Source organism: Streptomyces sp. NPDC088554 (assembly GCF_044752945.1).
Classification (GTDB): Bacteria; Actinomycetota; Actinomycetes; order Streptomycetales; family Streptomycetaceae; genus Streptomyces.
Genome location: NZ_JBIVMF010000001.1, coordinates 55,939 through 78,801, shown reverse-complemented (window position 1 = coordinate 78,801; position 22,863 = coordinate 55,939). Strand labels below are relative to the sequence as shown.

The 22,863-nt window shown below is 70.6% G+C and carries 21 protein-coding genes and 2 pseudogenes; 12 read left to right on the top strand and 11 right to left on the bottom strand.

Features of this window, described 5'->3' with window-relative positions; genetic code table 11:
- Positions 1-3: 3 nt before the first annotated feature.
- Positions 4-330 carry a DUF3817 domain-containing protein gene (locus tag ACIP8W_RS00385; protein WP_401946422.1) on the bottom strand — a complete coding sequence of 109 codons (327 nt, stop codon included), beginning with the start codon at positions 328-330 and terminating at the stop codon, positions 4-6.
- Between the two features lie 76 nt (positions 331-406).
- Complete coding sequence (locus ACIP8W_RS00380) at positions 407-913, bottom strand: MarR family winged helix-turn-helix transcriptional regulator (RefSeq protein ID WP_401946425.1); 507 nt, start codon at positions 911-913, stop codon at positions 407-409.
- 180 nt (positions 914-1,093) lie between these two features.
- On the opposite strand from ACIP8W_RS00380, the gene ACIP8W_RS00375 reads away from it, so the two are divergent.
- Positions 1,094-2,152 carry a glycoside hydrolase family 6 protein gene (locus tag ACIP8W_RS00375; protein ID WP_402201466.1) on the top strand — a complete coding sequence of 353 codons (1,059 nt, stop codon included), beginning with the start codon at positions 1,094-1,096 and terminating at the stop codon, positions 2,150-2,152.
- Positions 2,153-2,189: 37 nt separating this feature from the next.
- Here the strand turns inward: ACIP8W_RS00375 and ACIP8W_RS00370 are convergent, their stop codons facing one another.
- The 3 genes and pseudogenes from ACIP8W_RS00370 to ACIP8W_RS00360 form a co-directional block, all read right to left on the bottom strand.
- Positions 2,190-4,172, bottom strand: a complete 1,983-nt coding sequence (locus tag ACIP8W_RS00370; protein ID WP_402201464.1) for a galactose oxidase-like domain-containing protein — start codon at positions 4,170-4,172, stop codon at positions 2,190-2,192.
- Between the two features lie 3 nt (positions 4,173-4,175).
- A complete protein-coding gene (locus tag ACIP8W_RS00365; protein ID WP_402201462.1) occupies positions 4,176-5,999 on the bottom strand; it encodes a glycosyltransferase family 2 protein in 1,824 nt (607 codons plus the stop codon).
- A gap of 142 nt (positions 6,000-6,141) precedes the next feature.
- Positions 6,142-6,333: pseudogene (locus ACIP8W_RS00360) on the bottom strand (thiamine-binding protein); the annotation flags it as partial.
- On the opposite strand from ACIP8W_RS00360, the gene ACIP8W_RS00355 reads away from it, so the two are divergent.
- The 4 genes from ACIP8W_RS00355 to ACIP8W_RS00340 all read left to right on the top strand — a co-directional run bounded on the left by ACIP8W_RS00355 (position 6,310) and on the right by ACIP8W_RS00340 (position 8,672).
- Positions 6,310-6,876, top strand: coding sequence for a recombinase family protein (locus ACIP8W_RS00355; RefSeq protein ID WP_402201607.1), 567 nt, complete (start codon positions 6,310-6,312; stop codon positions 6,874-6,876). The pseudogene ACIP8W_RS00360 and the gene ACIP8W_RS00355 sit on opposite strands and share 24 nt — an antisense overlap.
- Before the next feature lie 125 nt (positions 6,877-7,001).
- On the top strand, positions 7,002-8,216 hold the full coding sequence (locus ACIP8W_RS00350; RefSeq protein ID WP_401946437.1) for a helix-turn-helix domain-containing protein: 1,215 nt from the start codon (positions 7,002-7,004) through the stop codon (positions 8,214-8,216).
- Between the two features lie 61 nt (positions 8,217-8,277).
- Positions 8,278-8,475 (top strand): hypothetical protein, encoded by a 198-nt coding sequence (locus ACIP8W_RS00345; RefSeq protein ID WP_402201461.1) that lies wholly within the window; start codon positions 8,278-8,280, stop codon positions 8,473-8,475.
- The gene (locus tag ACIP8W_RS00340; RefSeq protein ID WP_401946443.1) at positions 8,472-8,672 is read left to right on the top strand and encodes a hypothetical protein; all 201 of its coding nucleotides are present in this window, start codon (positions 8,472-8,474) and stop codon (positions 8,670-8,672) included. Before ACIP8W_RS00345 ends, ACIP8W_RS00340 begins: the two co-directional genes overlap by 4 nt.
- Before the next feature lie 197 nt (positions 8,673-8,869).
- On the opposite strand, the pseudogene ACIP8W_RS00335 reads toward ACIP8W_RS00340, so the two are convergent.
- Together ACIP8W_RS00335 and ACIP8W_RS00330 are read right to left on the bottom strand one after the other, a co-directional pair.
- Positions 8,870-9,007: pseudogene (locus ACIP8W_RS00335) on the bottom strand (MTH1187 family thiamine-binding protein); the annotation flags it as partial.
- Positions 9,004-9,348, bottom strand: coding sequence for a DUF3817 domain-containing protein (locus ACIP8W_RS00330; RefSeq protein WP_402201459.1), 345 nt, complete (start codon positions 9,346-9,348; stop codon positions 9,004-9,006). The pseudogene ACIP8W_RS00335 and the gene ACIP8W_RS00330, both read right to left, overlap by 4 nt.
- A gap of 257 nt (positions 9,349-9,605) precedes the next feature.
- On the opposite strand from ACIP8W_RS00330, the gene ACIP8W_RS00325 reads away from it, so the two are divergent.
- From ACIP8W_RS00325 to ACIP8W_RS00310, 4 genes are all read left to right on the top strand, one after another.
- Positions 9,606-10,199, top strand: a complete 594-nt coding sequence (locus ACIP8W_RS00325) for an AIM24 family protein (protein WP_401947393.1) — start codon at positions 9,606-9,608, stop codon at positions 10,197-10,199.
- Entirely contained in the window at positions 10,199-10,849 is a 651-nt protein-coding gene (locus tag ACIP8W_RS00320) for an AIM24 family protein (protein WP_401946449.1), read from the top strand. The genes ACIP8W_RS00325 and ACIP8W_RS00320 overlap by 1 nt, the downstream gene beginning before the upstream one ends.
- An 11-nt stretch (positions 10,850-10,860) precedes the next feature.
- A complete protein-coding gene (locus tag ACIP8W_RS00315) occupies positions 10,861-11,640 on the top strand; it encodes an AIM24 family protein (protein ID WP_401947395.1) in 780 nt (259 codons plus the stop codon).
- Positions 11,641-11,769: 129 nt separating this feature from the next.
- Positions 11,770-12,246 (top strand): MarR family winged helix-turn-helix transcriptional regulator, encoded by a 477-nt coding sequence (locus ACIP8W_RS00310; protein WP_401946452.1) that lies wholly within the window; start codon positions 11,770-11,772, stop codon positions 12,244-12,246.
- Positions 12,247-12,591: 345 nt separating this feature from the next.
- Here the strand turns inward: ACIP8W_RS00310 and ACIP8W_RS00305 are convergent, their stop codons facing one another.
- Together ACIP8W_RS00305 and ACIP8W_RS00300 are read right to left on the bottom strand one after the other, a co-directional pair.
- Complete coding sequence (locus ACIP8W_RS00305) at positions 12,592-14,127, bottom strand: sensor histidine kinase (RefSeq protein ID WP_401946455.1); 1,536 nt, start codon at positions 14,125-14,127, stop codon at positions 12,592-12,594.
- Positions 14,124-14,786, bottom strand: coding sequence for a response regulator transcription factor (locus ACIP8W_RS00300; protein ID WP_401946458.1), 663 nt, complete (start codon positions 14,784-14,786; stop codon positions 14,124-14,126). The genes ACIP8W_RS00305 and ACIP8W_RS00300 overlap by 4 nt, the downstream gene beginning before the upstream one ends.
- A gap of 121 nt (positions 14,787-14,907) precedes the next feature.
- Here ACIP8W_RS00300 and ACIP8W_RS00295 point away from each other — a divergent pair, with 121 nt between their 5' ends.
- Positions 14,908-15,690 carry a PepSY domain-containing protein gene (locus ACIP8W_RS00295; RefSeq protein WP_402153999.1) on the top strand — a complete coding sequence of 261 codons (783 nt, stop codon included), beginning with the start codon at positions 14,908-14,910 and terminating at the stop codon, positions 15,688-15,690.
- Between the two features lie 267 nt (positions 15,691-15,957).
- On the opposite strand, the gene meaB is transcribed toward ACIP8W_RS00295, so the two are convergent.
- A complete protein-coding gene (gene meaB, locus ACIP8W_RS00290; RefSeq protein WP_401946464.1) occupies positions 15,958-16,911 on the bottom strand; it encodes a methylmalonyl Co-A mutase-associated GTPase MeaB in 954 nt (317 codons plus the stop codon).
- Positions 16,912-17,030: 119 nt separating this feature from the next.
- Positions 17,031-18,230: an acetyl-CoA C-acetyltransferase gene (locus tag ACIP8W_RS00285; RefSeq protein WP_401946466.1), complete on the bottom strand. Its 1,200-nt coding sequence runs from the start codon at positions 18,228-18,230 to the stop codon at positions 17,031-17,033.
- Positions 18,231-18,405: 175 nt separating this feature from the next.
- On the opposite strand from ACIP8W_RS00285, the gene mce reads away from it, so the two are divergent.
- Complete coding sequence (gene mce, locus ACIP8W_RS00280) at positions 18,406-18,834, top strand: methylmalonyl-CoA epimerase (protein ID WP_401946469.1); 429 nt, start codon at positions 18,406-18,408, stop codon at positions 18,832-18,834.
- A gap of 159 nt (positions 18,835-18,993) precedes the next feature.
- Positions 18,994-22,713 (top strand): polarized growth protein Scy, encoded by a 3,720-nt coding sequence (gene scy, locus ACIP8W_RS00275; RefSeq protein WP_402201455.1) that lies wholly within the window; start codon positions 18,994-18,996, stop codon positions 22,711-22,713.
- Positions 22,714-22,863 lie beyond the last annotated feature (150 nt).

Below are 22,863 nucleotides of genomic sequence, written 5' to 3'. Positions count from 1 at the left end.
GTACTACGCCTCGGCGGTGACGGGCTCGCGGTCCGTCAGCAGCGGCCGGGTCTCCCGGGTGATCCTCGGCTCGACGAAGAACGAGGCGGTGGGGATACAGCCCACGGCCAGCACCCAGAGCAGCTTGCCGAAGGGCCACTTCGCCTTGGAGCCCAGGTCGAAGGCGAAGACCACGTAAATGATGAACAGGACACCGTGGATCTGGGAGATCACCATCGTGTCGCCGGTATCGAAACCGTACTTCAGGATGATCGCCACGGTGAAGACCAGCAGCCAGACAGCGGTGACGTACGCCATCACCCGGTAGCGCGACAGCACATTCGACTTCATGGGGGCGAGCCTAACCGGGCACTTCGGGCGATCTTCGCCCGCCCCCGCCCCGCGGCCCCGCCCCCCTACCCGGCGATCAGTCCTCGAAGTCCTGGGCGGCGACCCGCAGCGGGCGCAGCATCGCGAAGATCTCGGCGCACCCCTCGGCGCCGTACGCCCCGAGCCCGAACTCCATCTCCATCAGATCGCGGGTGGCCCGCTCGACCACCTCGCGCCCCTTGTCGGTGATGGAGGCGAGGGTGCCCCTGCCGTCGTTGGGGTTGGGCCGTTTGCCGACCAGCCCGGAGGTCACCAGCCGGTCCACGGTGTTGGTGACGGAGGTCGGGTGGACCATCAGCCGCTCGCCGATCTTGGACATCGGCAGCTCGCCCGCCTTGGAGAAGGTCAGCAGCACGAGCGCCTCGTACCGGGCGAAGGTCAGTCCGTACGGCTTGACGGTCGCGTCCACCTCGGCGAGCAGGATCTGGTGGGCGCGCATGATCGAGGTGATCGCGCCCATGGAGGGGACGGGCCCCCAGCGGCGCCGCCAGAGTTCGTCGGCGCGCGCGATGGGGTCGAAGGCGAGACTGAGCGGCTTTGACACGACATCGACCTTACCCACTGGCCATATGGCGGTCAGCACTGTCTCGCTCTTCGGTCGGCGGTTCCGGCCGGGCCACCCGCCCGCTTCCGGTGTCGCAGCCGGATCCCGGCTATTCGTTATGTAACGATATGACCGTTCTGTCATATCCGTATTCTTTTCGTCGTCCTCCGAGGGTGCTGGATGTCCGGCCACAGACCACCGCGTTCGTACCGCACCGCCGCCGTCGCCGTCCTTCTCTCGCTGACCGCGACCGGCTGCTCCCTCCTCCCGGCCTCCTCCCCGGCCTCCCCGGCCACCGGCCGCGACTCCGCCGAGCGGGCCCGCCCCACCCCGGTCAGGGGCGAGGCCGCCCCCGCCGTCGCGTCGCCCTTCTGGACCGACCCGGACAGTGACGCGGCCCGCCAGGTCGAGCGGTGGGAGAAGGAGGGCCGCACGGCCGACGCGAAGGCCCTCCGCCGGATCTCGGAGCACGCGGCCGCCGTATGGCCCGCCGGGGACGACCCCGAGCCGCAGATCCGCAGGGTCGTCCGGGGCGCGACGGCCGCCCGGCGTACGGCGGTCCTCGTCGCGTACAACATCCCGCACCGCGACTGCGGGCTCTACTCGGCGGGCGGCGCGCCCGACGCCGGGGCCTACCGCGCCTGGATCGACACCTTCGCCACCGCCATCGGGGGCGCCGACGCCATCGTGATCCTGGAGCCGGACGCCGTACCGCACCTCGCCGACGGCTGCACCCCCGACCAGCACCGGGCCGAGCGGTACACGCTGCTGTCCGAGGCGATCGGCCGGCTCAAACGGCAGCCGCGCACCCGGGTCTATCTGGACGCGGGGAACCCCGACTGGATCACCGACCCGGACAAGCTCGCCGGGGCGCTCCAGCAGGCCGGGGTGGGCGCGGCGGACGGCTTCTCCCTCAACGTGTCCAACTTCCAGACCAATGACGCGGTCAAGCTGTACGGCACCCGGCTCGCCGGTCTGCTCGGCGAGGCCCACTTCACCATGGACACCAGCCGCAACGGAGCGGGCCCGCTCCCCGGCGACCGCGACCAGGCCTGGTGCAACCCGCCGGGCCGGGCCCTGGGCACGCCGCCCTCCACCAACACCGGCAACGAACTCCTCGACGCCTACCTCTGGATCAAACGCCCCGGCGAGTCCGACGGCCCCTGCCGGGGCGGCCCGGCGGCGGGCACCTGGTGGCCGGAGTACGCCCTCGGCCTGGCCCGCAAGACGAAGGGGTAGGCGCAAGGGGTGGACGCGGGGTGGGGCGCAGGGGGCGCTATTCGACCCGTACCCACTTCGCCTCCGAGGGGACGCCCGACGCGTCCGTCGCGAAGAGCATGTACCAGCCGGGCGGGACCATGGTGCGGTCGTTGGGGGCCTCGACGGTCACCGCGTCCTTGGTCCTGGTGAGCTTCAGTTCGACCGAGCGCTGTTCGACATCCGTCGTGTGGGTGACGGCGCTCGGGCGCATCAGCCGGGCCTTGGCGATACGGTCGGGGTGGTCGGTGGCGAAGGTGGCGCGGCCCTTGGCATCGAGCCGGTCGGGGCCCGTACCGAGGGCGGGGCGGTTCTCCTTCTTGGCCCTGTCGCCCTGGAGGTAGGGCGGCGTATAGATCTCGACGCGCTGTTCGAAGGTGCCGAGCTTGGTGTTGTCGGCGTCGCCGAAGAGCGGGTCGGAGCCGAACGTCACCACGCGGCCGTCCGGCAGCAGCAGCGCCTCGGAGTGGTAGTTGCGGCCCACGGTGGGGTCGGCCGCGCGGCGGAAGGTGTTGGTGCGGGGGGTGTAGAACTGCGCCTTCAGGATGTCGCTGGCGCCCCGGCCCCGGTAGTCGGAGGAGCCGCCGGTGGTGAAGACGGTGTCGTCGGGGAGGAGCACGCTGCTCAGATAGCGGGTGCCCTGCGGCAGCCTGGGGCCCTCCTGGAAGGCCGGGCTGTCGTCCTTGAGGTCGACGATCGCCGTACGGGCGGTGGCCTTGGAGGACTCACCGACCCCGCCGCCGCCGAGCAGCATGACGCGCTGGTCCTGGACCGGCGGCAGCAGCAGGGAGGCGGAGGTCTCGGTCTGGTCGAGGTCGGTCAGGCCGTCGACGGTGGTGAAGGTGTTCTTCTCGATGTCCCACAGGCCGGGCCTGCGCCCCTTGTCGGCGGGGCCGTAGCCCGCGTTGGAGCCGGAGTAGAAGAGCTTGCCGCCCTTGGTGAGGAAGAGCGCGGGGTAGGTCGGGAAGTAGCGGGTGGGGCCCTTGGACCACTTCTTGGTCTTCGGGTCGTACAGCTCGTTGTCCCCGGTGAGTACGGCGCCGACATCGTCCAGACCGGAGACCGCGAGCACCTTGCCGTCGTCCAGGGTCACCAGCGTGGGGTACCAGCGGGCTTCCTTCATGGGGTCGACGGGGAGGTACTTCTCCGCCCTGGCGTCGAATTCGTACGCGGACCGGATGCCCTGGAAGTCCTGCTTCTCCGTGGTGATCTTCTGCGCGAGGCCGTAGAGGTTGTCCGCGTCCTTGCCCTTGAGGCCGACGATCTCGTACTGCGCGGCCTGGGTGGTCAGCGCCCCGACGCCCTTCTCGGCCGCCTCCACGAAGACCCGGGCCTCGCCCGCGGTGACCTTGGTCTTCCAGGGCAGCATGCGGCCGCCCTGGCCGTACGCGACCTTGAACTCCTTCTTCGCCTTGGGCACGGTGACATCGAACTTGCTGACGTACTCGACGCCCGAGGGCGAGCGGAAGCGGGTGCCCTTCTTGAAGGTGTGGGCGCGGTCCGGGTTCTCGTTCTTGATCCGCATCCGGCCGCCCGCGCGCTCGACCTCGCCGTCGAGCACCTCGTACCGCGCGGTGCCGCCCGCCACCAGCAGGCGGCCGTCGGCGAGCTGGGTGTGGCCGGCGCAGAAGAAGTCCTCGGGGGTGGGGATCTTCTTGAAGGAGTTGTCGGCCGGGTTCCAGAGGATCGTGTCGAAGGAGCCCGCGTCGAACTTCTTCTGGTTGTTGCCGGACCCGGCGATGATCAGGACCTTGCCGGTGTGCAGCAGGGCCGCGTGGATCGCGTTCGTACGGTACCGCTCGGGGACGTCGAGCATGGCCCAGGAGCCGTACTCCTGCTTGTAGCCCGGCTGGGCGATCTTGTACGCGTGGTACTTCTCCGAGGCGAAGGAGTAGGCCGCGGGGGCGTTGAGGCCCACGAGCACGGCCAGCGCTCCGCCGCCGAGCAGGGTCTTCTTGAACTTCTTCGACGGCCGGTACCGCGACTTGTTCCGCTCGGGCATGGCTCAGTTCCCTCCTGTCGTCGCTACGGGCACCGCGGTCGTCGCCGGGGCGGTCGTCGTCGCCGGGGCGGTCGCCGGGGCGAGGTCGGGCTCGGGTGCGAGCGCGGGCGTGGGCATGGGCGCGGAGACCGTGGTCGTACGGGCGGCGCGCTCCTGCCGCAGGGTCCAGAGCCAGACGCCGACCGGGGCAAGCGCGATCACCAGGGCGAGCACGGCCCAGGTGCGCATCGCGATGTGGGTGTGGCCGAGGAAGACGGACGCGATCAGCGAGGCGAGGAGCACGGCCGCCCAGAAGAGGTGCAGCCGGAAGGTCATCAGCCGGTCGGGGCTGGCCTCGCCGCCCTTGGGGGTGACCACGAAGCGGCCGCGGGTGCGCAGGAGCGCCGAGCCCAGCGACTTGAGGTAGACCGGCGCGGAGAGCGCGGACATCGCCATACCGGCCAGTCCGCCGGAACCCTCGGGTTCGTGGGGCGAGACGTTGTGGCGCCGGTTCCAGAGGTAGAGACCTATCTGGAGGGCGGCGGCGTCGCTGTAGAGCATCAGCAGGATCGAGGACGAGACCTGGGTCCCGGAGGCCCCGAGCCAGAGGAACAGGACACAGCTGAGGATGCCCAGGAACCAGTTGACGGCGGTCATCGGGTAGTAGACGAGCATCAGCGTGTAGCTGAGCAGCCGCCCCGGCGGCACCCGGAAGGGCGCCTTCCAGTACTGCTTGAGGAGCGTCTCGTAGGTGCCCCTGGACCAGCGCAGCTGCTGGGTGAAGAAGTCGGTCCAGGAGGCGGGCCCCTCCCCCACGGCCAGTACGTCGGGGGTGTAGACGGAGCGCCAGAACCTGCCGGTGAGGGGGTTTCTCGTCCGGTGCAGCTCGAAGCCGGTGGCCATGTCCTCGGTGATCGAGTCGTACAGCCCGCCTATCTGCTTGAGCGCCTTGATCCGGACGATGTTGTTCGTGCCGACGAACATCGGCGCGTGGTAGCGGTTGCCGGCCCGCTGGATCAGCGCGTGGAACAGGAACTGCTGGGATTCGGCGGCCTTGGTCACCGGGGAGGTGTAGTTCCCGTACACCTGGGGTCCGACGACGAAGGCGACGTCCGGATCGCGGAAGTAGCCGAGCATCCGCTCCAGGAAGTTGGGGAGCGGGGTGTGATCGGTGTCGACGGAGGCGAAGAAGTCGTAGTCGTCGCCGTGCATCGCGAGCCAAGCGTTGTAGTTGCCGTGCTTGGTCCGCGCCTTGTGCACCCCCGACCTGCGGTTCCACTCGGGGACACCGTTGCGGGTGAAGTGCCGTACCCCCAGCTCCGCGCAGAGCGCCCTGGCCTCGGGGGCGTCGCCCTCGTCGAGCAGCCAGACCTCCAGCGGTCCGCTGTGGCGCAGCTGTACGGCGCCTTCGAGCGTGGCCCGCACCATGGCGAGCGGCTCCTTGCCGGGGACGTACGTGGTAAGAAAAGCGACCCGGGTGCCGACTTCGGCCGGGACCGGTATCGGGTCCCTGGCGACCATCGTGGCGTGGGCCACGGAGACCACGTTGACCAGCATGAAGAAGGCGATCAGACCGATCGAGCCGAGCATCACGTGGTCGAAGACGATCAGCCAGCGGTCGCCGCCCTCCCGGACGGTGCGATGGCTGGGCCAGACCAGATAGACCAGCAGGGAACCGGAGAGGAGCGGCGCCAGGGCCATCAGCAGGACGGCTCGTATTCGGCGGGGTTCCCGCGCGAGCAGGCTCCGGTACCGCACCCGGTAGGCGGCGGCCCGGTCCGGTTCCATGAGGGGACCGGCCAGGCAGCTGTGGATGTCGTAGTCGTACTCGTAGCCCTCGGGCCGCACGATGCCTCCAGCTGATTCACAAGGTCGATATCCCTACAGAAAGGGACATTTACCGGCGTGTCGACTGGAGGCGTCCGAGCGAGCGAGTTTATGTTCGCGGGTTGCTGCGTCCGAGTACCCTACGGGAGTTCGTACGGATGCCCTACGGGGCGTCGGGCGTCCGAACGGGCGCCCCGGCGGCGAGGTGGCGTTCGACCGTCTCGACCTTCGAGGTGAGGCCGTCGGTGACACCGGGCCTGATGTCGGCCTTGAGGACGAGGGAGACGCGTCCGGCGCGCGCCTCGACTGCGGCGACGGCCCGTTTGACCACATCCATCACCTCGTCCCACTCCCCAGAGTCTCAGGGGACGATCAGGAAGCACGGTTGCAGCTCGACGCCCTCAGGGAAGCGGGCTGTGCCCGGGTCTTCACCGACAGGGCGAGCGGGAAGAACACGGAGCGCCCGGAGCTGACGGCCGTTCTCGACTACGTCCGCCCCGGGGACACCCTGTGTGTGTGGAAGCTGGACAGGTTCGCGCGGTCGCTGATCGACCTGGTGAACATGGTGGACGCTCTTGCCGCGCGGGGTATCGGGTTCAAGGTGCTCACGGGCGCGTTGGCGAGCATCGATCCGAACACCCCGGACGGCCGTCTCATGCTCCACGTCGTCGGCGCCATGGCGGAGTTCGATCGTTCGTTGATTCAGGAGCGGACGCGCGCGGGTCTCGACGCTGCCCGCGCTCAGGGACGCACCGGGGGGCGTCCGACGGTCATGGACGCTGACAAGCTCGCCGCTGCCAAGGCGCGCCGTGCGCAGGGGGAGAGCGTCACGGCGGTGGCCAAGGCGGTGGGCGTGTCCCGCGCGACGCTGTACCGGGCGCTTGGCCACACGGAGTGATCCGATCCTGACCCGAGAGACCGTTCACCGATGGGTGGACGGTCTTCCCCGTTCGAGTGCTCTGTACGTGCATCGGAACAGAGCGCGTTCCCGGGGAACATGCTCTCTGGCGTAGCTTCGGAAGCATGGCTACTGAGCATTTGGGCGATCGCATCGCCAGACTGCGCCGCCTTGCCGACCTCACCCAAGAGGGGCTGTCCGGGCGTTCCGGCGTATCCGTGGATGTGATTCGGAAGTTGGAGCAGAAGCGTAAGCACAGTGCGCGGTTGCCCACCCTTCACGCAGTGGCCAAAGGGCTTGGCGTCGAACTCACGGCGCTACTCGGCGACCCACCCGGCGTGTCATCGAACGGTGAGCCGGATTCCCCTTCTCTGGTCGCCGTCCGGCGCGCACTCATGCCGCCGCTCTTCGCCCTGCCTCCCGAGCCGTCGGGCGCCGAACGGCTCTCCTTGCCCCTTCTGCGGGCTGAACTTGCCGCCGCGTGGACGCTCTACCACGACGCGGAGTTCGGACGGCTCATGGACGTTCTTCCGGGGATCATCGCGGACGCTCGCCTGGTGGCTGCTGTGGGCAGCGACGATGAGAGTGCGGCCGGGCAGGCGGCATTGGGCAAGGCGTTGCAACTGGGCGGTCATCTGGCCATCCGGCTCGGGAAGTCGGATCTTGCGCTGTCCGCTCTGGAGCGAGCCATAGGAGCAGCGGAGAAGTCTTCCGATCCTTTGCTGTCCGCCATGGTCTCCAACTCCGTGGCGTGGGCGTATCAGCGGCAGAACAGGTTGGATGACGCGCAGCACTTGGCGGTGTACGTCGCTGACGGAGTTGAGCGGCAGCACACCGACACGGCGGAGGGTGTCCGCGTGTGGGGCGGCTTGCTCATGTCCGCAGCAACGTCCTACGCCCGGAATGGTGACTACGGCACGGCCAACGACATGATGGTGACGGCTGAGGCTGCTACAGGCCGTTTGGCGACGCTCCCGCCCCCGGCAGACGGCAAGTTGGTGTCAGTCTTCAGCCGGTCCTCTGTACGGATTGAGCGGGTGCGTCTGGCTGTCCAGCACGGTCGCCCGGACGAAGCGTTGACATTGGCACGCGGTATGCGTCTCAGCAGAGACATCCCGCCTTCATGGCGAACATGGCTGTTGCTCGACGTGGCCCGTGCCCATGCCGACGTCGGGGACTCCGCCGGAGCCGTCCGCGCGCTGGAATCGCTGCGCAGGGTCGCCCCGGCATGGATGAGGCATCACACGTTGGCTGTCGCGATCGTCGGTGATCTGTGGCACGGACCCACGCGCCCCCCTGGATTGCGCAAGCTGGCCGAGTTTCTGGGGGTTACCGACTAGCTACGGAAAGTAGGACGTTCCGTCCCTGTAACTCCGCACCGTTCAACGGAACGCTCGGAACATGACCGAACCGACGCGTTACCAGACCTTGCCGGTGGAACTGCCCTTACGTACGGAGCTGGAGCCGACCCCGGTGGAGGAGTGTCCGGGCTGTATCGAACTCGCGAACGTACGGGACCGTGCCCGTGCCGGGGGCGACATGACCACCGTGTCCGACTGCAACGTCTACATGAAGCGGCATCCGGAGGGGCACGGGTGATCGCGCGCGAGGACATCGGCGCACGGGTGGAGGACGCTGCGGGGAGGGTCGGCATCCTGCGGGACGTGATCCCCGACTACGAGGACCCCGCCGAGTCCCCGGGGCTGCGCCGTAAGCGCTCTACGGCGTTCCTGCGGCCCGTGGGCGGGGGCCCGGAGTGGCTGGCGGCCCCGGAAGACGTGAGGCGCGCCCGGTGAACCGTAGGGCGAGACAGATGGTCGGCAGGGTCGCATGGGGAGCCGGGGTGGCGGTCTGCTGGGGGCTCATCGCACTCGGGATCGTCCTGGCCGTCCGTACCGAATGAGCGAGCGCTGATCACCTGATACGCCCCGTCCGACGCCAACGAGCAACACTCGCCGGACGGGGCTCCGCCATGTACTCAGAGGTACACTCTTTCCCCCTCGATCGAGGTGAACATGGCATCGGTGCGGTTCGGCAGCCCGGACTCGCGGACGACCCGGACGGCGTCGGCGACGTACTCGCCGACGTCCTCCCCCACACCGAGGGGCAATACGGAAAAGGCGACGATCATGCGCTGACCGTACCTTCGCTGCGGGCGCGGGAGGCGAGGACGGCGTCGTCGGCGGCGCGCTTGAGCTTGCGGTCGGCGAAGAAACCGCCGGTCGGCAGGACGGAGAGCACGAAGTAGAGGGCCGCCGTCCTGAGAGACCACTTGGTGCGGTTCCAGGCGTCGGCCCAGAAGATCACGTACAGGACGAAGAGCAGGCCGTGGACGGCGCCCATCACCGGGACCGCGTTGAAGTCCGTGGTGCGCTTGAGCACCGAGCAGACCAGCAGCAGCAGGAAGGACACGGCCTCGGGCGCGGAGACCAGGCGGAGGCGATGGAGGGAGGAGGCGGTCTTGATGTCCACGGGGCAGGCACCTTCGTCATCGGGTCCGGGAACGGGTGATCCAGCGGGTGATCTTGTGAAGCAGGTGATCTTGTGAAAACCCGCACAAGCGCTCCTCATTGTGGCAGCCCGCCCGCGCACGACCGTTGTCAGGGTCCGGTCGGGGTCCGGTCGGGGATGGTTCGGGGCTGTTGGGCCTGTTGCCTGCCGGTGCCTCCGGATACCGTCGACCCGTGGCTCAGTTCCGACTGCAAGGCAGCAAGGTGCTCGCCGTCGACATGACCGGCGACGCCGTCAAAGCGAAGAACGGCTCGATGGTCGCGTACGACGGCCGGATGGCCTTCAAGAAGATGACCGGCGGCGGTGAGGGTCTGCGGGGGATGGTGACCCGCAGACTCACCGGCGAACAGATGACCGTAATGGAGGTGAAGGGCCAGGGGACGTGCTATTTCGCCGACCGGGCGAGCGAGATCAGCCTCGTCTCGCTGCATGGTGACAAGCTCTATGTGGAGTCGAGCAACCTGCTCTGTACGGACGCGGGGCTGCGGACAGGCACGACCTTCACCGGTCTGCGCGGCGGAGCCTCGGGCAACGGACTGTTCACGACCACGGTCGAAGGGACGGGCCAGGCCGCGATCATGTCGGACGGCGAGGCGGTGATCCTCCGGGTGACGCCGCAGTATCCGCTGCATGTCGACCCCGGCGCGTATATCGCGCACCAGGGCCGGCTTCAGCAGAAGCTCCAGTCCGGGGTGAATTTCCGGACGTTCATGGGCGAGGGTTCGGGCGAGGCGTTCCAGCTGCGCTTCGAGGGCGAGGGGCTGGTCTACGTCCAGCCGAGCGAGCGGAACACGGTCGGGGGTGAGGTGTGATGCCGTTCCGTGAGATCAACTCGAAGATGGTCGAGGCGACGGTGGTGCCCGGCCAGAAGATGTTCAGCCAGCGGGGCGCGATGCTGGCGTACCGGGGAGAGGTCAGCTTCACCCCGAACATCCAGGGCGGCCAGGGCGGCCTGATGTCGATGCTCGGGCGGCGGGTCGCCAACGAGGCGACGCCCCTGATGACGGTGGAGGGGAGCGGCACGGTGATGTTCGGCCACGGCGGCCACCACATCCAGGTGATCAATCTGGCGGGCGACACCCTGTATGTCGAGGCGGACCGGCTGCTGGCCTTCGACGGGACCCTCCAGCAGGGCACGATGTTCATGGGCTCGCAGGGCGGGGTCATGGGCATGGTGCGCGGCCAGGTGACCGGCCAGGGGCTGTTCACGACCACGCTCAAGGGCCATGGCGCGGTCGCGGTGATGGCGCACGGCGGCGTGATCGAGCTGCCCATCACCCCGGGCGCGGAGGTCCGGGTGGACCCGCAGGCGTATGTCGCGCACCACGGCGACGTACGGAACAAGCTCTCCACCGCGCTCGGCTGGCGGGACATGGTGGGGCGCGGCTCGGGCGAGGCGTTCCAGTTGGAGCTGACCGGCAGCGGCGCGGTCTACGTACAGGCGTCGGAGGAGAAACTGTGAGCGCGGGAGCGATGGGCGCACCGGTGGTTTTCGACCCGATGACGCTGCCCAGCGATGACAACGTCAACGCGTACACCTTCTGTGTGGAGCTGAAGGGGAGCCAGTGGTTCCTCCAGAAGGGGAAGATGATCGCCTACTACGGGCAGATCAACTTCGACGGGATCGGTCACGGGCGGTTCGAGCGGCTGGTGCGCAGCAGTTTCCACTCGCCGCTGCACGCCGCCGACTGGGTGGTGGCCGAGGGCAGCGGCAAGATGCTGCTGGCGGACCGGGCCTTCGACGTCAACTCCTTCGATCTGGAGGACGGCAATCTGACGATCCGTTCCGGGAATCTGCTGGCGTACCAGCCGACGCTGGCGCTCAAGCAGTCGATCGTGCCGGGCTTTCTGACCCTGATCGGTACGGGGAAGTTCGTCGCGGCGTCCAACGGGCCCGTGGTGTTCATGGAGCCGCCACTGCGGGTGGATCCGCAGGCGCTGGTGGGCTGGGCGGACTGTCCGTCCCCGTGCCACCACTACGATCATGGCTATATGTCCGGTGTGCTCGGAGGCATCCGGTCGCTCACCGGCATCGGCGGCGCCTCGGGCGAGGAGCATCAGTTCGAGTTCGTCGGGGCCGGGACGGTGTTGTTGCAGTCGTCGGAGGCGCTGATGGCGGAGCAGCCGACGGGTGCGGTCCCTCCCGAGCAGGGGGTGCCGGGCGGCGGCGCGCCGCCGGTGGGGCACTCCGGGCAGCAGGGGGCGCGGATGCCCGGCCAGCTCGGCGATCTCCAGCGGCGCTTCGGTCTGTGAGCGGTACCCTGCGGAGTGTGACGTCGAACGCGTGCGCTCCCCCCGTTCGGCACGACGGGTGCCTGGCGTCACATATCGCCGCCATCGTAAATTTCGTCCAGAATTCAACTTCTTAGGTAGAATCGATACATGGAGACCGAGACGGCCACCCGCTGGCTGAGTGACGCGGAGCAGTGCGCCTGGCGCACCCATCTGGTGGTCAACAAACTGCTGACGCATCAGCTGGAGAAGGACCTTCAGCCGTTCGACCTCACCATGAACGACTACGAGATCCTGGTGAGTCTCTCCGAGTCCGACGACCGACGCATGCGTATGACGGATCTCGCGGCCGTCACGCTCCAGTCCAAGAGCCGGCTCTCCCATCAGATCACCCGGATGGAGCGGGCCGGTCTGGTCCGCAGGGAGAACTGCCAGTCCGACCGGCGCGGACTCTTCGCGGTCCTGACGGACGCCGGCATGGAGACCATGCAGAAGGTCGCTCCGTACCATGTCGCCTCCGTGCGGAAGCATTTCATCGACATGTTCTCCCCGGAGGCGCTCGCCGAGCTGCGGGTGGCGCTGGCCCCCGTGGCCGAGCATCTGCACGGACGGCGGGGCAGGGTCTGAGCCCGGCGCCGCCGAGCACAGCCCGGCGGCGCATCCGGATCCCGGACATCTCCCCGCGGAGTCTCAGCACCTGTCGGGTGACCTCGGTCGGAAAGCGGACGCGATCCGGTGCGCCGCGCTCGCTCCGCCTCGGCGCCCGGACTCGTCCTCCGGATGCCGAGCGCGCTTCCAAGGCGGAGGAGGGAACCGACGCGGTGGGGCCCCTCCCCCGCCCCTGAGGCGGTGGGGAGTCGGCGCCCGACGACAACGACAACGCCGGATGGGGGCACCCCCGGCCAGAAACCGGGGAAGGGCGTGCCGGGCCGCCGTCGGCACACCGCCCACCAGAGGTCACCCGACAGGCTCTCAGGCGCCGGCGTCCGCGCGGGTGGCGGTGGGCCGGGCACGCGGCAGCCGCAGCTCGAACAGGGCGCCGCCCGTCGGCGCCCTGCCGACCGTGAGCGTGCCGCCGTGCCGTTCCGCCACGTCCCGGGCGATGGCCAGCCCCAGTCCGGCCCCGCCGTCGTCCCTGGCGCGGGCGTCGTCGAGCCGTACGAACCGTTCGAAGATCCGCTCGCGCTCCGCCTCGCCCACCCCCGCCCCGTCGTCGGCGACCGCCAGCACGACCCACTCGCCCTCCTGGCGCACGGACGCGACGACCGTGTCCTTGGTGTGGCGCTGCGCGTTGTCGAGCAGATTGCCGAGCACCCGGGCCAACTGGCCGCGCGATCCGGCCACTTCGAGCCCCGGCTGAGCATCCACCGCGACCTGGACCCGGTCCGTGCCCCGCTGCGAGACCTCCTCGTGGACGAGCGCGCCCAGATCGACCGGCAGCCGCTCCGGGCGCTCCCCGGAGTCCAGCCGGGCCAGCATCAGCAGATCGGCGGCGAGCTGCTGGAGCCGTACCGTATCGGCGACCGCGCCCGGGACGTCCAGCAGGTGCGGATGTGCCTCGCCCACTTCGAGCTGGGTACGGAGCGAGGCGATGGGGCTGCGCAGTTCGTGCGAGGCGTCCGCGACGAAGCGGCGCTGCCGGTCGACGGCGGCCTCCAGCGCGGTGAGCGTCTCGTTGGTCGTACGGGCCAGCATGGCCACCTCGTCATGGGTGTCCGGTTCCGGCACCCGCCGGGACAGGTCCTCGGAGGCGGTGATCGCCGCCATCTCGCGCCGGATGCCCTCGACGGGCCGCAGCGCCCGGCGCATCATCAGCCAGGTCACTCCCCCGACCACCAGCAGCAGCACGGGCAGCCCCGCCAGCATCGCCGCCGCCGTGGTGCCGACCGCGCTCTGCCGGTCGGCGAGCGAGGCGCCCGCGTGGACCAGGACGGTCGCGCCCGCGCGGTCGGTCGCCTCGACCGTGGCGAAGCGGTAGTCCTCGACGACTCCGTTCACCGTGGCGCTGCCCGTACCGTACGAGACGTTGTCGCCGATCCCGCCCACCCCGGGGTCGTCGTCGGCGCCGTTGCGACCGTCGTCATCGCCATCGTCGTCATCGGTGGCCGGGGCGCCGCGCGGGACCGTGCCCCCGACGCGCACCGAGTCCACGCCGGTGCCGCTGATCCGCTCCAGCCCCTCGCTGACGGCGAGCAGCCGGCCGGACTCGTCGGCCACCTGCACCGGGTGCTCCTCCGCGTCCGGCAGATCGAGCTTCGCGTACGCGATCTGGTCCGGCACCCGCGAGGCGATGTCCAGCGCGACCTCGTGGGCGACCGCGTCGGCCTGCCGGTCGGTCTGGTCGGTGAGGTTCATCCGCAGCGAGAGAAGGACCACGATCCCCGCGGCCACCAGCGCGACCGCCACGACGGCCGTCGCGCCGAACGTCGCCTTCGCCCGTACGGACGAGAACCGGCGGCGCCCGCCGGGCCGCTCCGCGAGGACCGGGGACCGTACCGGCCGGCTCATGAGGTCACCAGCCGGTAGCCCGCGCCGCGCACCGTCTGGATCGCGGTGGCGCCGACCTTGCGGCGCAGCGCGCTGATGTACACCTCGATGATGTTCGGATCGCCGTCAAAGGCGAAGTCCCAGACGTGCTCCAGGATCTCCGGCTTGCCGACCACCTCGCCGGCCCGTACCGCCAGCTGCTCCAGCACGGCGAACTCCTTGGCCGTGAGGGCCACTTCGGTCTCGTCCCGGAAGACCCGGCGGGCCGCCGTGTCGATGGTGAGCGCGCCGATCCGCATCACGGGCGAGGCCCCGGCCGTCCCCCGGCGGCGCAGCAGCGCCTTCACCCGGGCGACGAGCACCACGTACGAGAACGGCTTGGTCAGATAGTCGTCGGCGCCGGTGTCCAGCCCCTCCGCCTCGTCGTACTCGCCGTCCTTCGCGGTGAGCATCAGAATCGGTACGTCATGACCCGCCGCGCGCAGGGCGGCGCAGACCCGGTAGCCGTTCATGCCCGGGAGCATGATGTCGAGCAGGACCAGGTCGTACACCCCCTCGCTCGCCCGGTGCAGCCCTTCGAGGCCGTCGTGGACCACATCGACCGCGTACCCCTCGGCCCGCAGTCCCTTGGCCAGCGAGACCGCGAGCCGCTTTTCGTCCTCAACGATCAACAAGCGCATGGCCCCACCTTCCCAAATCCGAGCTGAAGATCACTTCAGGTGGCTTCAGCGGCTCTTCAGGTTGCCTGGTGCACATTGAGGTCGTTCCCAAACGGACCCCGACTCGGGAGGACTCCCCACCATGAAGCTCAACCTCGCCATCTCAGCCATCACCGCGGCGGCGCTCATCGGCGGCGGTACGTACACCGCGTACTCCATGACCGGCGGCAGCCGGGCCGAGGCCGGCACGGGGGCGCTGCCCGTCCCCGAGTCGCACATCAGCGCCACGGACGACACGGACGAGGGCCGGGACGACGCCAGGGACACCTCGCGGAACGACGACCGGGACGACGCGCGGGACGACACGGACAACGCGGACCCCATCGTGGTGCCGACGGTCCTGCCGCCGGCCGCGGTGACGGCGGTGCCCGGCAGCCGCACGATCCTCACCGCGAGCGGCGCGGCGGACGCGGCGCTCAAGAAGCACCCCGGCGCCGTCTACTCCGTCGACCTGGACGACGACCGGACGAACGTCTGGGAGGTCGATCTGTACGGCGAGGACGGCCGGGCGCACGAGCTGCGGGTCGACGCGATCACCGGCTCGGTGACCACGGCCACCTCCGACGACGACGCGGACGACGACGCCGGCGACCGGGCCGAGGACCGGAGGGAGAACGCCCGGGACCGGGCCGCGCTGCGCGCCACCACGGTCGACGTGAAGCGTGCGGTGGCCGCCGCCCTGGCCTCCGCGCCCGGCAGCGTGACGTCCGTCGCGCTCGACGACGAGGCGGGTGGCCGCTGGGAGGTCGACGTACGCGGCAAGGACGGCCGTACGCACGAGCTGAACGTCCACCCGCAGACCGCGAAGGTCACGGTGGAGCACGACGACGACCGCGGCGGCGACGACGACCGTTACGACGACTGAGCCCCCCGGGGCTCCGGGGCCGGGTGACCGTCCGCACGGGCGACCGTCCACGGACGACCGTCCGGCCGGCGCCGTACCGCCCGAACTGCCCGCGTTCAGAGCCGAGTTGACCCAGGCTCCGGTGCGGGTACGGGCGTCCGGGGCCGCCGCCCCGTCCGCGATCGGACAGGCCGTGGTCGGCACGGATCGACGGAAGCCGCCGTCGGGCGCCCGCCCGGTCGGCCGCCAAGGCCCTTACAGACGAACCCCGTTGACCGTACGAGGTGCCTATCCCGTGATCTGCGCGATCAGTTCGTCCGCCGCCGTGTACGGGTCCAGTTCGCCCGCGACGATACGGGCGGCCAGTGTGTCCAGGCGGTGGTCGCCGTGGAGACTGCCGATGCGGGCGCGCAGGGCGGTGACGGCGATGGTCTCGACCTCGTGGGCGGCGCGGCGGGTGCGGCGGCGGGTGAGGGCGCCGTGCTCCTCCATCCAGGCGCGGTGTTTCTCCAGGGCCTGGACGACCTCGTCGATGCCCTCGCCCCGGGCCGCCACGGTCTTGACGATCGGGGGGCGCCAGTCCGCGGGGCCCCGGGATTCGCCCAGGCCGAGCATGTGGTTCAGCTCGCGGGCCGTGGCGTCGGCGCCGTCGCGGTCCGCCTTGTTGACGACGTAGATGTCACCGATCTCCAGGATCCCGGCCTTGGCCGCCTGGATACCGTCGCCCATGCCGGGGGCGAGCAGGACCACGGAGGTGTCCGCCTGGGAGGCGATCTCGACCTCCGACTGGCCGACCCCGACGGTCTCCACCACGATCACGTCGCAGCCCGCCGCGTCCAGCACCCGGATCGCCTGCGGGGCCGCCCAGGCGAGGCCGCCGAGGTGGCCCCGGGTGGCCATGGAGCGGATGTAGACGCCGGGGTCGGAGGCGTGCTCGGACATCCGGACGCGGTCGCCGAGGAGCGCGCCGCCGGAGAAGGGGGACGACGGGTCGACGGCCAGGACGGCGACGCGTTTGCCCGCCTTCCGGTACGCCGTGACCAGCGCGGAGGTCGATGTCGACTTGCCGACACCGGGCGCTCCGGTCAGCCCGATGACGTACGCGTTCCCGGCCAGTGGCGCCAGCGCCGCCATCACCTCGCGGAGCTGCGGGGACGCCCCCTCGACCAGGGAGATGAGCCGGGCCACGGCCCTCGGCCGGCCCTCGCGGGCCTGGGCCACCAGCTCGGGGACGTCCCTCATCACAGCTCCCGTTCCTTCCGTACGTACCGGAGTGTGTCCGTTCGGCCGTCGGCCGGCCCCGCGCCGTTCTTATTCGGCCACTTATTCGGCCGTTTACCCGGCATCCTCTACCCGGTCGGCTACTTGCTCACGCGTACGATCAGCGCGTCGCCCTGGCCGCCGCCGCCGCACAGCGCCGCCGCGCCCACGCCACCGCCGCGCCGCTTCAGCTCCAGCGCCAGGTGCAGGACGATCCGGGCGCCGGACATCCCGATCGGGTGACCGAGGGCGATGGCGCCGCCGTTCACGTTCACCTTTTCCGGGGACACCCCGAGGTCCTTCATCGACTGCACGGCGACCGCCGCGAACGCCTCGTTGATCTCGATGAGATCGAGGTCGGCCACCCCGAGGCCCTCCTTCTCCAGGGCGTGCAGGATCGCGTTCGACGGCTGGGAGTGGAGCGAGTTGTCGGGGCCCGCCACATTGCCGTGCGCGCCGATCTCGGCGATCCAGTCGAGGCCCAGTTCGAGCGCCTTGGCCTTGCTCATCACGACGACCGCCGCCGCGCCGTCGGAGATCGGCGAGGACGTGCCCGCCGTGATCGTGCCGTCCTTGGCGAACGCGGGCCGCAGCCCGGCCAGCGACTCGACGGTCGTCCCGGCGCGGATGCCCTCGTCCTGGGAGAAGAGCACCGGCTCGCCCTTGCGCTGCGGGATCTCCACGGGGGTGATCTCCGCCTCGAAGATCCCGTTCTTCTGGGCCGCCGCGGCCCGCTGGTGGGAGAGCGCGCCGAACTCGTCCTGCGCCTGCCTGCCGATGCCCAGCCGGGCGTTGTGCTTCTCCGTGGAGGCGCCCATGGCGATGCCCTCGAAGGAGTCGGTCAGCCCGTCGTGCGCCATCGAGTCGAGCATCTCGATCGCGCCGTACTTGTGGCCCTCGCGGGACTTGGGCAGCAGGTGCGGGGCGTTGGTCATGGACTCCTGGCCGCCCGCGACCACCACGTCGAACTCGCCCGCGCGGATCAGCTGGTCGGCCAGCGCGATGGCGTCGAGCCCGGAGAGGCAGACCTTGTTGACGGTGAGCGCGGGAACGTTCAGCGGGATCCCGGCCTTGGCCGCGGCCTGGCGCGCGGGGATCTGTCCCGCCCCGGCCTGGAGGACCTGGCCCATGATCACATACTGCACCTGGTCGCCGCCGATACCGGCCCGGTCCAGCGCCGCCTTGATGGCGAAGCCGCCCAGCTCCGCGCCGCTGAAGGAGGTGAGCGAGCCGAGGAGCCTGCCCATGGGAGTACGGGCGCCCGCGACGATCACGGATGTGGTGGTGTGGGTTGCAGACATGAGACGCGATCCCCTTTGCGTACAGCTTGAGGGTGAGGTGTGGGGTGACGAGCGAGTCGACGAGTGAACGACGGTTCACTTCAAATGTACTGAGCGGTCCGACCCCGGGTCATCAGCCGGTACGTGTGATCGCGCGCACGTTGCGTAATCGCGTCCGTACCGCTGCACTGTGTGCATGCTGACGCGAATCGACCACATCGGAATCGCCTGCTTCGACCTCGACGCGACCGTCGAGTTCTACCGGGAGACCTACGGCTTCGAGGTGTTCCACACCGAGGTCAACGAGGAGCAGGGCGTCCGGGAGGCCATGCTCAAGATCAACGAGACCTCCGACGGCGGGGCTTCGTACCTCCAGCTCCTCGAATCCATCGACGAGAACTCGGCCGTCGGCAAGTGGCTGGCCAAGAACGGCGAGGGGGTTCATCACATCGCGTTCGGGACGGCGGATGTGGACGGTGACTCCGAGGGGATCCGCGAGAAGGGCGTACGGGTGCTGTACGACCAGCCCCGCGCCGGTTCCATGGGCTCGCGCATCACGTTCCTCCACCCCAAGGACTGCCACGGCGTACTGACAGAACTGGTCACCTCCCGTCCGGAGCACTGACCTTAAGGATTCTCGGCCCGGTAGAGTGGGGCGCTCCGGGCCGGGGCCGGGCCGGGGCCGCGCCCCTGCCTTTGATCTGTCACCATTCCCCGGGAGACCGTTCGCCGAGAACGGTGCTCAATTGGGCAGTTGCGACCAGGGGACGGATGGGACCGCGCAGTGCGGGGCTACGAACGCCAGGAGAGCCACCGAGCTGACGACGACCACCTTTCGCGGTTCGAAGCCGAGATGGACCGGCTGAAGACCGCGCGGGAGAAGGCCGTCCAGCACGCCGAGGACCTCGGTTACCAGGTCGAGGTCTTGCGTGCCAAGCTCCACGAGGCGCGCCGCACTCTGGCGACCCGCCCGTCCTCGTACGACAGCGGTGATCTCGGCTATCAGGCCGAACAGCACCTGCGCAACGCCCAGATGCAGGCCGAGCAGATGCGCGCGGACGCCGAGCGCGAGCTGCGCGAGGCCCGCGCCCAGACCCAGCGCATCCTCCAGGAGCACGCCGAGCACCAGGCGCGGCTCCAGGCCGAGCTGCACGCGGAGGCGGTGCAGCGGCGCCAGCGGCTCGACCAGGAGCTGGCGGACCGTCGGCAGACCGTCGAATCGCATGTGAACGAGAACGTGGCCTGGGCCGAACAGCTCCGCGCCCGTACCGAATCGCAGGCCCGCAGGCTCCTCGACGAGTCGCGCGCCGAGGCCGAACAGTCCCTGGCCGCCGCGCGCGCCGAGGCCGCCCGGGTCGCCGACGAGGCGCGCAGGCGGCTCGGCTCGGAGGCGGAGGCGTCCCGAGCCGAAGCGGAAGCGATGCTGCTCCGGGCCCGCCGGGACGCCGAGCGGATGATGAACGCGGCCTCCGCGCAGGCGCAGGAGGCCAGCGGCCACGCGGAGCAGCTGCGTTCGTCGACGGCGGCCGAGGCCGACCAGGCCCGGCAGCAGGCGTCCGAGCTGAGCCGCGCCGCCGAGCAGCGGATGCAGCAGGCGTCGGAGCGGCTGCGCGAGGCCCGCGCCGAGGCCGAGAAGGTCATCGCGGAGGCCAAGGAGGCCGCGGCCAAGCGGCTGGCCGGCACCGAATCGCAGAACGAGCAGCGCACCCGTACGGCCAAGTCGGAGATCGCCCGCATGGTGGGCGAGGCGACCAAGGAGGCCGAGGCCACCCGCGCCGAGGCCGAGCAGGCGCTCGCCGACGCCCGCGCCGAGGCCGAGAAGCTGGTCGCGGAGGCCGCCGAGAAGGCCCGTACCGTCGCCGCCGAGGACACCGCCGCCCAGCTCGCCAAGGCGGCCAGGACCGCCGAGGACGTCCTGACGAAGGCGTCCGACGACGCCCAGGCCACCACCCGGTCCGCCGTCGAGGAGGCCGAGCGGATCAGGCGCGAGGCCGAGGCCGAGGCCGACCGGCTGCGCGGCGAGGCCGCCGAGCAGGCCGACCAGCTCAAGGGCGCGGCCAAGGACGACACCAAGGAGTACCGCGCCAAGACCGTCGAGCTCCAGGAGGAGGCCCGCAGGCTGCGCGGCGAGGCCGAGACCCTGCGCTCCGAGGCGGTCGCCGAGGGCGAGCGCATCCGGGGCGAGGCGCGCCGCGAGGCGGTCCAGCAGATCGAGGAGGCGGCCAGGTCCGCCGAGGAGCTGCTGACCAAGGCGAAGGCCGACGCCGACGAGCTGCGGTCCGGTGCCGCGACCGAGAGCGAACGGGTCCGCACCGAGGCCATCGAGCGCGCGACCACGCTGCGCCGCCAGGCCGAGGAGACCCTGGAGCGCACCCGCGCCGAGGCCGAGACGCTGCGCGCCGAGGGCGAGGACCTGGCGCAGGCGATGCGGGAGGCGTCCGAGCAGGCCGCCGCCGAGATGCGCGAGGAGACCGAGCGCGGCGTCGAGGCCCGTAGGGCCGAGGCGGCCGAGGAGCTGACCCGGCTGCACACGGAGGCGGAGCAGCGGCTGGCCTCCGCCGAGGAGGCGCTCGCCGAGGCCCGCGCGGAGGCCGAGCGGATCAGGCGCGAGGCCGCCGAGGAGTCGGAGCGGCTGCGCTCCGAGGCCGCCGAGCGGGTCCGTACGCTCCAGGCGCAGGCCGAGGAGGAGGCGGAGCGGCTGCGTACCGACGCCGCGTCCGACGCCGCGCAGTCCCGCGCCGAGGCGGAGAACGCGGCGGTCCGGCTGCGCACCGAAGCCGTCACGGAGGCGGAGCGGCTCAGGACCGAGGCCCAGGAGAGCGCCGACCGCACCCGGTCCGAGGCGAACGCCGCGGCCGAGCGGGTCGGCGCCGAGGCCGCCGAGGCGCTGGCCGCCGCGCAGGAGGAGGCGACCCGGCGCCGCCGCGAGGCCGAGGAGACCCTGTCCGGCGCCCGCGCCGAGGCCGACCAGGAGCGCGAGCGGGCCCGCGAGCAGAGCGAGGAGCTGCTCGCCTCGGCCCGTAAACGGGTGGAGCAGGCGCAGACGGAGGCGCAGCGGCTGGTCTCGGAGGCCGACTACCGCGCCACGGAGCTGGTGGCCGCCGCCGAGCAGACCGCGCAGAACGTACGGGACTCCGTGGCCGGCCTCCAGGACCAGGCCGAGCAGGAGATCAACGCACAGCGGACGGCCGCCGAGATGGCGGCGGACCGGGTGCGCGGCGAGGCGCAGGAGGAGTCCGACCGGGTACGGGCGGACGCGTTCGCCGAGCGGGAGCGCGCCGCCGAGGACGCCAACCGCATTCTGGTCAGGGCCCAGGAGGAGTCCGACGCGGCGCAGGCGCTGGCCGAGCGGACCGTCACCGACGCCATCGAGGAGGCGGAGCGGCTGCGCTCCGACACCTCGGAGTACGCGCAGCGGGTGCGGACGGAGGCGTCGGACTCCCTCGCCTCGGCCGAGCAGGACGCGTCCCGCGCCCGCGCGGAGGCCCGCGAGGACGCCAACCGGATCCGTGGCGAGGCGGCGGCCCAGGCCGACCGGCTCATCGGCGAGGCGTCGGGCGAGGCCGAGCGGATGCGCGCGGAGGCCGCCGAGACGGTGGGCTCCGCCCAGCGGGCCGCCGACCGGATGCGCGCGGACGCCGAGCAGTTCAAGGCGGAGAGCGAGGCGGCGGCCGAGCGGCTGCGCGGCGAGGCCCAGGAGGAGACGGACTGGCTCCTGGACGAGGCGCGCAAGGACGCGGCCAAGCGCCGTGCCGACGCGGCCGAGCAGGCCGACCAGCTCATCAACAAGGCCCAGGAGGAGGCGCTCATCGCCGCCACCGAGGCCGAGACCCGGGCCGACACGATGGTGGCGGCGGCCCGCAAGGAAGCCGACCGCATCACCTCGGACGCCACCCTCCAGGGCAACTCCCTGGTGGAGAAGGCCCGTACGGACGCGGACGAGCTGCTCGTCGGCGCGCGCCGGGACTCGACCGCCATACGGGAGCGGGCCGAGGAGCTGCGGGTCCGCGCCGAGCAGGAGATCGAGCAACTCCACGAGCGGGCCCGTCGCGAGACGTCCGAGCAGATGAGGACCGCGGGCGAGCGCATCGACCATCTGATGAAGGCCGCGACCGAGCAGCGGGCGGAGGCCGAGGAGAAGGCCAAGAAGCTTGTCTCGGACGCCGATTCGGAGGCGAGTTCGGTCCGGATCTCCGCGGTACGCAAGGCCGAGGGCCTGCTCAAGGAGGCCGAGACGAAGAAGGCCGGTCTGACCAGGGAGGGCGAGAAGCTGCGCGCGGACGCCGCCCAGGAGGCGAAGCGGATGGTCGACGAGGGCCAGCGCGAACTCGACGTGCTGGTCCGCAGACGGGAGGACATCCAGGCGGAGATCTCCCGTGTCCAGGACGTACTCGAAGCGTTGGAGTCATTTGAGGCACCGTCGGCTTCCGCGAAGGACAACCCCGTCAAGGCGGGCGCCACGGCGGGGATCACCCGTTCGAGCGGCAAGTCGTCGGACGGTTAGTCGCCGAGCGGCTTGTCGGGCAACGTGTTCGGACATTTTGTTCGTACAACTGTCGGACAACTTGTCAGCGACCGTTGAGTGGCTGTCGGGTACCGCTTCCGCTCACACCGGGTGCCGCTACCACTCAAAAGGCTGGACATTCTCCATATC

Coding starts and splice junctions, on each gene's coding strand:
- ACIP8W_RS00385 (WP_401946422.1), bottom strand. CDS start 330: ATGAAGTCGAATGTGCTGTCGCGCTACCGGGTGATGGCGTACGTCACC.
- ACIP8W_RS00375 (WP_402201466.1), top strand. CDS start 1,094: ATGTCCGGCCACAGACCACCGCGTTCGTACCGCACCGCCGCCGTCGCC.
- ACIP8W_RS00370 (WP_402201464.1), bottom strand. CDS start 4,172: ATGCCCGAGCGGAACAAGTCGCGGTACCGGCCGTCGAAGAAGTTCAAG.
- ACIP8W_RS00350 (WP_401946437.1), top strand. CDS start 7,002: ATGGCTACTGAGCATTTGGGCGATCGCATCGCCAGACTGCGCCGCCTT.
- ACIP8W_RS00345 (WP_402201461.1), top strand. CDS start 8,278: ATGACCGAACCGACGCGTTACCAGACCTTGCCGGTGGAACTGCCCTTA.
- ACIP8W_RS00325 (WP_401947393.1), top strand. CDS start 9,606: ATGACCGGCGACGCCGTCAAAGCGAAGAACGGCTCGATGGTCGCGTAC.
- ACIP8W_RS00320 (WP_401946449.1), top strand. CDS start 10,199: ATGCCGTTCCGTGAGATCAACTCGAAGATGGTCGAGGCGACGGTGGTG.
- ACIP8W_RS00315 (WP_401947395.1), top strand. CDS start 10,861: ATGGGCGCACCGGTGGTTTTCGACCCGATGACGCTGCCCAGCGATGAC.
- ACIP8W_RS00310 (WP_401946452.1), top strand. CDS start 11,770: ATGGAGACCGAGACGGCCACCCGCTGGCTGAGTGACGCGGAGCAGTGC.
- ACIP8W_RS00305 (WP_401946455.1), bottom strand. CDS start 14,127: ATGAGCCGGCCGGTACGGTCCCCGGTCCTCGCGGAGCGGCCCGGCGGG.
- ACIP8W_RS00300 (WP_401946458.1), bottom strand. CDS start 14,786: ATGCGCTTGTTGATCGTTGAGGACGAAAAGCGGCTCGCGGTCTCGCTG.
- ACIP8W_RS00295 (WP_402153999.1), top strand. CDS start 14,908: ATGAAGCTCAACCTCGCCATCTCAGCCATCACCGCGGCGGCGCTCATC.
- meaB (WP_401946464.1), bottom strand. CDS start 16,911: ATGAGGGACGTCCCCGAGCTGGTGGCCCAGGCCCGCGAGGGCCGGCCG.
- ACIP8W_RS00285 (WP_401946466.1), bottom strand. CDS start 18,230: ATGTCTGCAACCCACACCACCACATCCGTGATCGTCGCGGGCGCCCGT.
- mce (WP_401946469.1), top strand. CDS start 18,406: ATGCTGACGCGAATCGACCACATCGGAATCGCCTGCTTCGACCTCGAC.